Annotated in this window: 8 protein-coding genes; 4 read left to right on the forward strand and 4 right to left on the reverse strand. The window is 61.9% G+C overall.

Translation table 11 applies throughout. The annotated features are described in order from the left end of the window. Both V7080_RS05130 and V7080_RS05135 read right to left on the reverse strand, forming a co-directional pair. Positions 1–3114, reverse strand: coding sequence for an efflux RND transporter permease subunit (locus V7080_RS05130; RefSeq protein ID WP_334187333.1), 3114 nt, complete (start codon positions 3112–3114; stop codon positions 1–3). A gap of 130 nt (positions 3115–3244) precedes the next feature. Further along, complete coding sequence (locus tag V7080_RS05135) at positions 3245–4399, reverse strand: efflux RND transporter periplasmic adaptor subunit (protein WP_334187334.1); 1155 nt, start codon at positions 4397–4399, stop codon at positions 3245–3247. Between the two features lie 144 nt (positions 4400–4543). Here V7080_RS05135 and V7080_RS05140 point away from each other — a divergent pair, with 144 nt between their 5' ends. After that, positions 4544–4999 (forward strand): MarR family transcriptional regulator, encoded by a 456-nt coding sequence (locus V7080_RS05140; protein ID WP_334187335.1) that lies wholly within the window; start codon positions 4544–4546, stop codon positions 4997–4999. A 38-nt stretch (positions 5000–5037) separates the two neighbouring features. On the opposite strand, the gene V7080_RS05145 is transcribed toward V7080_RS05140, so the two are convergent. Then, positions 5038–5952, reverse strand: coding sequence for a DMT family transporter (locus tag V7080_RS05145; protein WP_334187336.1), 915 nt, complete (start codon positions 5950–5952; stop codon positions 5038–5040). Between the two features lie 357 nt (positions 5953–6309). On the opposite strand from V7080_RS05145, the gene V7080_RS05150 reads away from it, so the two are divergent. The 3 genes from V7080_RS05150 (at position 6310) to V7080_RS05160 (ending at position 9976) form a co-directional block, all read left to right on the forward strand. Further along, positions 6310–7152, forward strand: a complete 843-nt coding sequence (locus V7080_RS05150; RefSeq protein ID WP_334187337.1) for a helix-turn-helix transcriptional regulator — start codon at positions 6310–6312, stop codon at positions 7150–7152. A gap of 200 nt (positions 7153–7352) precedes the next feature. Continuing rightward, positions 7353–8717, forward strand: a complete 1365-nt coding sequence (locus V7080_RS05155) for a poly(ethylene terephthalate) hydrolase family protein (RefSeq protein ID WP_334187338.1) — start codon at positions 7353–7355, stop codon at positions 8715–8717. A gap of 56 nt (positions 8718–8773) precedes the next feature. Beyond that, positions 8774–9976 carry a hypothetical protein gene (locus tag V7080_RS05160; protein WP_334187339.1) on the forward strand — a complete coding sequence of 401 codons (1203 nt, stop codon included), beginning with the start codon at positions 8774–8776 and terminating at the stop codon, positions 9974–9976. 44 nt (positions 9977–10020) lie between these two features. Here V7080_RS05160 and V7080_RS05165 read toward each other — a convergent pair. Further along, on the reverse strand, positions 10021–10320 hold a 300-nt coding region (locus V7080_RS05165; RefSeq protein ID WP_334187340.1), incomplete at its 5' end, for a hypothetical protein.

Below are 10320 nucleotides of genomic sequence, written 5' to 3' on the forward strand. Positions count from 1 at the left end.
TCAGGTTCCGTGGGCAGGCACCGCATCGCCCGGCAGCGCCTTGTTGTCGGCCGGCAGTTCCAGCGGACCCTTGCCGCTGAAGCGGTCGAGATAAAGATAAATCACCGGCGTGATGAACAGCGTGATCACCTGCGACACCAGCAGCCCGCCCACCACGGCGAGTCCCAGCGGCTGCCGCAATTCCGCGCCGGCGCCGAGGCCGAGCGCGATCGGCAAGGCGCCGACGGCGGCGGTCAGTGTCGTCATCATGATCGGGCGGAAGCGCAGCAGGCAGGCGGTGCGGATCGCTTCGGTCGGCGCCATGCCCTGGGTGCGCTGGGCATCGAGGGCGAAGTCGATCATCATGATCGCGTTCTTCTTCACCAGGCCGATCAGCAGCAGGATGCCGATCGTGGCAATCAGGGTCAGATCGAAGCCGAACAGCTTCAGCGTAAGCAATGCACCGACCGCCGCCGAAGGCAGGCCGGCGAGGATGGTGATCGGATGGATATAGCTCTCATACAGCACGCCGAGCAATACATAGATCACCAGCACCGCCAGTATCAGCAATGCCGCCTGGCTGGCCTGCGACGACTGGAACACCGCCGCATCGCCCGCATAGGAGGTGATGATGCTGGCGGGCATGCCGATCTGCGCCTTCATGGCGTCGATTTTGCGCGTGGCTTCGCCGAGCGGCACATCGGGCGGCAGGTTGAAGGACAGCGTGATCGCTTCGAGCTGGCCCTGGTGGTTGACCGAGATCGGTCCGGCGGTGCGCCTCACCGTTGCCACGCTGGTCAGCGGCAGCAAGGTGCCGGTGTCGCTGCGGACATATACCTTGGCAAGGTCGTTCTCATCCTGCTTGCCGGCGTTCACATCCTGCATGATGACCGAATAGCTGTTGCTGCTGGTGAAGATGGTGGATACCTGGCGCTCGCCGTAGGCGCTGTAGAGCGCGGTACGAATATCGTCGACGCGCACACCGGCGGCATTGGCGCGGTCGCGGTCGATATCGACCACCGCTTCCAGGCCACGCATCTGCGTATCGCTGGTGACATCGAGGAAGGCCTGGTCGGCGCGCATTTGCGCCTGCATCTTTTCCGCCCACTCGTCCAATTCCTTCGCGCGTACGCTTTGCAGTACCAGCTGATAGCGACTGGCACTGGTGCGTCCGCCGAGGCGCAAGTTCTGGACCGGCGTAAGGAACACCGACGCGCCGGGTACCGCCGATACCTTGCGCCGCAGATCGCGCAGTACCGTATCCATATTTGCCCGCTCGGAGCGCGGCTTGAGGCCGATGAAGAGGAAACCGGTGTTGCCCTCCCTTACGCGCGATGTGACGCTGACGACATTCGGATCGCTGCCGATGATATCGGCGGTCTGCTTGACCAGCGCCGCCATGGTCGGATACGACGCATCCTGGGGTCCGCGCAGTTGCGCGCTGATCTGCCCGATGTCCTCGCTGGGGAAGAACCCCTTGGGAATCGTGACGAACAGCACGGCGGTCAACGCGAAGGTGGCAAAGGCCACCATCAGCACCGTGAAGCGGTGCGCAAGCGACCAGTCGAGTCCGCGGGTGTAGGCGCGCACCACGCCGTCGAACATGCGGTCGAAGGATCGGATGACGATATTTTCCTTCTTTTGGACTCCGTGCCTTTCATGCTTCAGGTAGAAGGCGCACATCATCGGCACCAGGGTCAGCGATACGGCCGCCGACACCAGCACCGCCAGCGACACCACCGCCGCGAATTCATGGAACAGCAAGCCGATCACGCCCGGCATGAAGAAGATCGGAATGAAGACCGCAACGAGGGAAATCGAGATCGACAGGATGGTGAAGCTGACTTCGCGCGAACCTTTCAGGGCGGCGGCCAGCGGCTCCATCCCCTCCTCCATGTAGCGCACGATGTTTTCCAGCATCACGATCGCATCGTCGACCACCAGGCCGACCGCGATGGTGATGCCCAGCAGCGAGATATTGTTGAGGCTGTAGCCGAGCCAGTACATGAACGCAAAACAGCCGACCAGCGAGATTGGCAACGACAGCGCCGGGATGATCGTGGCGGACAGCCGCTTGAGGAACAGGAAGATCACCAGCACGACCAGCGCCACCGTCAGCAGGAGGGTGAGTTCCACGTCGTGGATCGCTTCGCGGATCGACACCGAGCGGTCGTTGAGCACCTGCACATTGATCGAGGCCGGCATCTGCGACTCGAACTGGGGCAGCGTCTGCTTCACCGCATCTACGACCGCCACGGTGTTGGCGTTCGGCTGGCGCTGCACGGCCAGCACGATGGACGGGCTGCCGTTCACCCAGCTGCCGCTTTTTGTCGATTCGACGCTGTCTTCCACCAGCGCCACATCCTTCAGCCGCGTCACCACGCCCTGGTTGCTTTTGATGACGAGGTCGGCGAACGCAGCCGCATTCTGCAACTGCCGGTTGGCCTGCAGTGTCAGGGTCTGGCGCGGACCGTCGAGCGTGCCGACCGGGGTGTTGGCATTGGCGGCCCGCAGCGAGGCGGCGACTTCATCCAGTGTCATGTTGCGGGCGGCCAGTTCGTCCGGCTTGACGCGGATGCGCACCGCATAGCGGCGCTGGCCGTACACCTGCACCTGCGCCACGCCGCTGATGGTGGACAGCGCGGGCGAGATCAGGTTTTCGGCGTAGTCATTCAGCTCGGACAGGGAAAGCGAAGGCGAGGTCAGCGCCAGCAGCAGCACCGCCGCGTCGGCCGGGTTCACTTTCCGGTAGTCCGGCAGCGATGTCATTTCGTCGGGCAGCCCGCGCTGTGCTCGCAGCAACGCCGCCTGCACATCGACCGCGGCGGCATCGATGTCCCGATTCGGTTCGAATTCGAGGGTGATGGAGGTGCTGCCGAGGGTGCTGCTGGAACTGATGGTAGCGAGGCCCGCGATGGTGGAGAATTGTTTCTCCAGCGGCGTGGCGACCGATGCCGCCATGACTTCCGGGCTGGCGCCAGGCAGGGACGCCGATACATTGATCACCGGTGTGTTGTAACTGGGCAGCGCGGCGATCGGCAGGACCATGTAGGCGAAGATGCCGATTACCACCACTGCGGCGGACAGCAGCACGGTCATGACCGGCCGGCGTATGCAGAGTTCTGAGATATTCACTGTCGTTCCTGTCATGCCGCTTCGAAGTGAAGCATGGGTGAAGCTTCATTGTTTCCCGCGATGGGGAACGGGGCCGGGTCGGCATTCCCGTTCCCCATGGCATCGCACCTGGCGCTGATACCGCCTGCCGCTATTTTGTCGCCGTTGCTTCCTGTTTCGTGCCTGCCAATGCCTGTGGTGACGGCGCTTCCTTGACCTTGCCGCCGGGGCGCAGATTCTGCGCGCCCTCGACGACGACGCGCGCACCGGCTTCGACGCCGGACAACGCGGCCAGTCCGTTTTCGATCGCGATCACATTGACTTTCTGCTGCTTCACCGTGTCGTCCTGCTGCACGATGTACACGAATTTTTCTTCCGGTCCGGTGACGACCGCCTGCGTGGGCACCGTGACGGCGTCAGGGACGGTGCGCGAGACCAGGCGCACATTGACGTAGGTGCCGGGCCACAGGGCCTGTTCCTTGTTCGGGAACTCCGCCTTCATGCGGATCGTGCCGCTTTGCGGATCCGCCGCATTGTCGATGAAGATCAGCTTCCCCTGCGTTTCGCGGTTGCCGGCAAGCAGCGCGGTGACCGGCGCGCCGCCCTGCGGGTAGGTGGCGCGGATATTCGACAGCTCGCGCTCCGGTAACGAAAAGGTGATGGCGATCGGGTCGAGCCGGGAAATGGTCAGCATCGGATCGCCCGACGGCTGCGCAAGACTGCCCGGATGCACGTTGATGATGCCGATACGGCCGTCGATGCTGGCAGTAATGCGATTGTTGCCAAGCGCGATCGCGCTCGACTTGGCGCTCGCCTCGCCGGCGCGCACTGTGCTGCGCAAGGCTTCGACCTTGCTGCGCGCGCTGTCGACGACAGCCTGCGATACAAACTTCTTCTCCACCAATTCCTGGTTGCGTTTGAGCGCCTGCTCGGCTTCCGCGAGCTCGGCGCGCGCGCTGGCCGCCTCCGCCTGTGCACGTGCAAGGCCCGACTGGTCGCTGCGCTCGTCGAGCGTGAACAGCAGTTGCCCGGCCTTCACTTCCTGGCCTTCGCGCACATGCACGTTGCGCACCACGTTCTGCACCTGGGGCCGCACTTCAACGGTATCGATGGCAGTGACGAAGCCGTTTGCGGTCACGGTGATGGGAATGGATTTGCGTTCGGCGCGCGCGGTCAATACTGTCTGCGCCGCGTTGCGCGGCTTCTGTACCGTTTGTTCCGGTTTGCTGCGGAAACTGAAATACCCGCCAAAGCCGATAGCAAGAATGATGACGCCAATGAATAGATGCTTGAGCTTTCGCTGCATGATGGAATCGTTGGTTATTGAAAGGGCGGGTCTTGAAGCCAGGTGAATCTTTGCAGCAACAATCACGAATAATGCATGAGATACATTCGTTAGCAATACTATCGATTAGTGTATCATGTCCCGGACAAACGAAAAGCCTATCGCATGGATCAGAAAAAGCACCTGCCCCTCCCGGAACGCCAGCGCGAACTGGGACAAACCATCGGCGAAATTTCGCGCACGTGGCGCTATGAAATGAACACGCGCCTGAAGCCCTATGGGCTGAATCAATCGATGCAGCAGGTGCTGGTTCAATTGCATCGTCACCCCGACGGATTGATGCAGCGCGACTTGGCGCGCAAGCTGGGTATCGAAGGCCCGACGCTGGTCCGGTTGCTGGATGTGCTGGAACAGAAGGAGCTAATCGCACGCATTCCATCGCCCGACGACAAACGCCGCAAGTATTCAGTGCTGACAACAAAAGCGGCCGAGCAAATCCGGATCATCGAAAAAATATCCGGCGAATTACGTTCCGTCATGCTGGAGGGATTGAGCAGCGCCGAAATTGATAGCGGTTTGCAACTGGTGCGGCGCATGCGCAACAACCTTCTCATGGAATAGCGGAACGGTTTGGCAGCGAGGTCGAACGACACCCCACCCTAGCGCCGGATACCCGACACCAGGGCCACGCCCGCGCACGTCACCGCAATGCCGGCCACGCTCAGCAAGGTCGGCACCACGCCAAACATCATCCATTCGAGCAATACCGCCACGATGGGCGTGAGGAAGAACAGGCTGGTCACCTTCGTCGCCTGCCCGCGCCGCATCAGGACATGCAGCGCATTGACGGCAAGAATGGAGGCCAGCACCACGAGGAACAGGATGGAGAACACCAGCGGCCAGCTCCAGCGCACGACCATGCCCTCGCCTATCCATGCCAGCGGCGCAAGGACCGCCAATGAAATGACGAACTGCAGGAGAGCGGCACTGCGCAGGTCCACCGTTTTGCAGAATGCCCGCTGGTACAGCGTGCCGGCGGTGATGGCGGTCAGCGATACCGCCGCGGCAAACAGGCTGGCAAGCGTTACGGCCTGCACATCGATCTTGTGCCAGACCACCAGCATCACGCCCGCGAGTCCGAGCACCACACCCGCCCACTGCGCGGCGCCCAGCCGCTCCCCCATCAGCCTATGCGCGACCACGGCGGTGAGCAACGGCTGCGTAGACAACAGCAATGCCGTGACGCCGGCCGACATGCCGAGATACTGGGCATGATGACTGCCGCCGAGATTGACGGCGTGCATCAGCAGTCCGGCGACGCAAATATGCATGATCTCCCGCCGGCTGGACGGCCAGGACGGACGCGCCATCAGCATCCACGGCAGCAGGCAAAGTATGCCGAAGGCATAGCGCAAGGTGAGGAAGGTAAAGGGCGCGGCATATTGCATGCCTGTCTTGCTGGCCAGATAGCCCGATCCCCAGATGATGACGAAATACCATGCAAGCAGCGAGTCGAGGCGGCCGGTGTCCATGGGTGCGTCGACAGTGAGGACGGCAGGTTGCTTTCTTGGCATCGGCAGTTGATCAGTTTGGCGAACGGAATGGGCAGTGTGCCATGAAAGTTGATGGCGCCGCCCAGGACCGAAAATCAGTCACTTGGCCACGCTTCCCGTTTACTTGACGTATCGCAACAACCAGGCGACGTAGCCGCTGGATTCAATTGTTTCACTTTTGCGCTGCACAGAATGTTTCCCGCAAAGGCTGCACGCTTTATTGACAAAAAGACATATCGAGGCACGTGCTTTTTTCCAATGAACGTCAGACGCTGGTTTTGTTGCGGTGCTCATCGGTAAGATCGATTCCGAAGCCGCCGACGAAGTACTGCTGCTTGATCCGAAAAACTGCACATTCAACGGGCCATACCATACGCAATGCCAAGCCAGTCGCTGATTTACCCGGATTCCCGTGGCGGAATTCATCCCGGAACGCATCCGTCGTACGGCGCGCTGTCGTCGCTGATGAAGGACAACATCTACTGGGTCGGCAACCAGGGATTCATCTATACCAGCCCGTGGGTAGTGACGCAAAATACCGCCCGGCATAGTGCCGTTGTGCTGCTTTCCGCGACAGACGAACCGATGGAACTCGAGGTGGCAGGCTGTCGCATGCGGCATTCGGCCTTTGCCGTGTCGCCGCTGGTTGCCCGCACCCTGCGCGCCAGAAATATCGGCCTTGTCAGCGTGAACATTTCGCCGTTCCATCTCGATTACCGCGCGTTCCGGCGCTTTTCCGATACCGGGATAACGCCGCTGGCGCGCGAAAAATATGCCGACCTCGACCCGCAGCTTCTCCGTGCATATGAGGGCCAGACAAGTCTTTCCGAAGCCGACGCGCTGTTCCACGCGGTGGTGGAGAGAACCGTCGCACAACTGCCGATCTTCTACCGGCGCAGCAGCCATACCGAGCTCGTGCTTCAGATCATGGAGAGCCATCCGCTGTGCTCACTGTCGGAACTGTCGAAGCAGCTCGGCCTTTCGAACAGCCGCACCACGCACCTATTCTCCTCGGCAGTCGGCCTGTCGCTCAAGAGCTATATGTTCTGGTACAAGTCGGCCACCGCCGCCAACCTGTTGCTGGCGGACAATTCGCTGACGGAGGTTGCGCATAACGCCGGCTTCGCCGATTCCGCGCACCTGTCACGGACCTGGCGGAACAAGTTCGGCACGACGCCCTCGTACATCCGCAACGACCGCTGCGTTCAATTGTTTCGCTGACGGCTCGGACACAATCTGCTGCAGCGTTTGCCGATGGTGTACTTCCGGGACAAGCCGTCGACACCAGGCACGCCGTCCGCCATTTTCCGCAGTTGAACCGCAATCAGGAGAACCATCCCCGCCATATCACGCAACAGCAATATTCATTTCAAAAGGCGCAGACATGGTCGGCGCCAACCAATAATTACGGAGACAAGACAATGCAGCATCAGATCACTACCGGCCGGTCGCCGGTGCCTTCCCCTGCCCGTTCAGCAACGTGCAGCCGCATGACGACACTAACGAAAGCAGGCATGCTGGCAGGCGGCCTGCTGCTGTCGTTTGCCGCCCAGGCGCAGGTGGCCGTATTCGAGGAAAGCTTTTCCAGCGGCCTCGGCAACTTCACTTCCGCCGGCAGCGTCACAACCGGCACGTATGGCGCACGCATGGCGGGAAGCTCAGGCACCGACGGCACCATCACTTCCAACCCGATCAATACCACCGGCTTCACCGGCCTCACACTGAGTTTCGACCGCGTCACCTCCGGACTGGATACCGGCGAGAGCGGCATTGCGTCGTACTCAGTCGACGGCACCACGTACACGACCATCGAATCGATCCGGACCGCGTCCGGCAGGGTGACGTTCAACCTGCCGGCGGCCGCACAGAACCAGGCGCAGTTGCGGCTGCGGTTCCGCATCAGTGCCAGCCTGAGTTCCGAAACCTACTCGGTCGACAACATCCGGCTGGAAGGCATCAGCGGCGAAACACCGACCAATCCGTTCCAGAAAGGACCGAACCCGACGAAGGCATTGCTGGAATCGGGCACGGGGCCGTTCACCTATGCCACGACGACCGTGTCGTCGACCCAGGCCAACGGCTACCGCCAGGGCACCATCTACCACCCCACCAACGTAACCGGCCCCTTCGGCGCCATCGCCGTCGTTCCCGGCTACCTCGCCTCCCAGTCCAGCATCAGCTGGTGGGGTCCGCGCCTGGCCTCGCACGGCTTCGTCGTCATCACCATCGATACCAACGCTAGCGGCGACCAGCCGCCAAGCCGCGCCACCCAGCTCATGGCCGCGCTGGAGCAGCTCAAGACCTTCAACAACACCAGCACCCATCCGATCTACCGCAAGGTCGATCCGAATCGCATGGGCGTCATGGGCTGGTCGATGGGCGGCGGCGGCTCGCTGATTGCCGCGCGCGACAACCCCACCCTGAAGGCGGCAATCCCGTTCGCTCCATGGAACAGTTCGACGAACTTCTCCACGGTCACCGTACCGACGATGATCATCGCCTGCGAAAGCGATTCGACCGCGCCGGTGTCGTCGCATGCCTCGCCGTTTTACAACTCGATCTCCAGCACCGTCGACAAGGCCTACCTGGAGATCAACAACGGCAGCCATAGCTGCGCCAACAGCGGCAACAGCAATGCCGGGCTGATCGGCAAGTACGGCGTATCGTGGATGAAGCGCTTCATCGACAATGACACCCGCTACAGTCCTTACTTGTGCGGAACGGAACACCAGGCAGACCTCTCTAATACGGCAATTTCCGAGTATCGCGAGACCTGCCCATACTGATCGGGCTGCGTGGCGGATGGATTGTCCGGTCCGCCGCGCATGTACTGAGAGCAACGATGGCATTCAACTACAAGCACGTGATTCCTTTCCTGCTGGCGCCGCTGATCGGTGTGCCGATCGGCATGCAGTTGTTCGAGCGCATCGAGAATGAAAACCCACCCGGGATAAAGGCAGCGGCAGCGGATTCTGCCAGGGCGCCCAGCGGAGCTTCCGGCCCCGCTCAGGCAAAGAGAGAAGGTGGCACGGGCGGATTCACGTTCGCAGACCTGATGCAGGTCATGCGCGCCGGCGGCACCGCCATACCGGCCGGCGAACTTGAAGCCGCATTCCACAACGCCTTGCGCAACATGGCGCAGGAACCGGCGACCGACGAGCGCATCCGCAAGCTGCAGGCGGTTTATAACCGATGGGTGCGCGAACATCCCGCACAGGCCTTGTCGCAACTGGAAAGCATCCGGGCCGAAGAGCGCCAGGAAATCGTCGCGAATGCGCTTGCCATGCTGGCACGGGAGCAACCGGACAAATTCCAGGCCTATATCGACAGCATCGGCCATGATGCAAACATGGTTCTCACCGCGACGCTGGGCGCGATCGCCGAAAAAGCGCCGCATGACGCACTTACCTGGCTACAACAGAATCCGGGGCGCGACCCGCAAGGCGAATTGATCGCCGCGGTGCTGCCCAACCTGATCCGCGACGACCTGCCGCTGGCGGCCAAGACCGTCGCCGGGATGGAAAGCCAGGCGTCGATTGCCCTGATCCAGCAGGTCGCTGTCGCGTATGCGCAGCAGGACCCGGCACAGGCTTATGCATGGGTCGGCAATGTTCTTCAGCACACCGACAAATCGCCGTCGCAGGTCCTCAATGAAGTCAGCGCCAGCCTGGTGGCCGACAACCCGAACCAGGCGGCGAATTACCTGAACCGGACATCCGACCCCGTCATCAGGCAAAGCCTGATGGGTGAACTCGCGATGCAGAAGGCGCAGGACGACCTGCCCTCCGCCTGGAACTGGCTGTCCCAGTACAGCACCGATGAAAACTATGGCGACACGGCACTCAACCTGCTGTACCGCTGGTCGTATGCAAGACCGAAGGAGGTGGCGGCGGTGTTGCCGTCGATCGCCGACGGCGAGATGCAGATGGCGGCCGCCACGCACCTGGCGCGATTCTGGCAGCAGCGCGACCGCGCGGGATATCAATCATGGGTGGCATCGCTGCCGGCCGGAGCGATGCGGGATGCGGCCATGTCGGCGCAGTGAAGGCGAGTCGTTGACGGGCTGTTTGACGGGCTATATTTGACGGGCTATTTCAATGCATCGCGTTCGGCGATAGCCCGGCGCACTTCCTCTTTTGCTTCGGCCACGCCCCTGGCCAGCGCGCGCTGCCGCGCCTGGTAGGCACTGTTGAGGCGCGTGCCGCCGCCGACAATACCGGTACGTTCTCCCGGCAGGGGCTCGACACCCGCCTGCTGCCGCATCTTCGCATCTTCCAGCTTGCTCTCTGCGCGCATGAGGTTCATGGTGGCATCGTCCAGCGTTCTGCGCTTGCCGGGCTCGGGGTTGGTAGTGACGCGCCGGATCGGGGTCTGGACACTCTGCGGCGG

This window comes from Noviherbaspirillum sp., assembly GCF_036846085.1.
Taxonomy (GTDB): Bacteria; Pseudomonadota; Gammaproteobacteria; order Burkholderiales; family Burkholderiaceae_D; genus Noviherbaspirillum.

What these genes read in the sequence shown, in the direction of transcription:
- V7080_RS05135 (WP_334187334.1), bottom strand. Translation starts at nt 4,399, where the DNA reads ATGCAGCGAAAGCTCAAGCATCTATTCATTGGCGTCATCATTCTTGCT.
- V7080_RS05140 (WP_334187335.1), top strand. Translation starts at nt 4,544, where the DNA reads ATGGATCAGAAAAAGCACCTGCCCCTCCCGGAACGCCAGCGCGAACTG.
- V7080_RS05145 (WP_334187336.1), bottom strand. Translation starts at nt 5,952, where the DNA reads ATGCCAAGAAAGCAACCTGCCGTCCTCACTGTCGACGCACCCATGGAC.
- V7080_RS05150 (WP_334187337.1), top strand. Translation starts at nt 6,310, where the DNA reads ATGCCAAGCCAGTCGCTGATTTACCCGGATTCCCGTGGCGGAATTCAT.
- V7080_RS05155 (WP_334187338.1), top strand. Translation starts at nt 7,353, where the DNA reads ATGCAGCATCAGATCACTACCGGCCGGTCGCCGGTGCCTTCCCCTGCC.
- V7080_RS05160 (WP_334187339.1), top strand. Translation starts at nt 8,774, where the DNA reads ATGGCATTCAACTACAAGCACGTGATTCCTTTCCTGCTGGCGCCGCTG.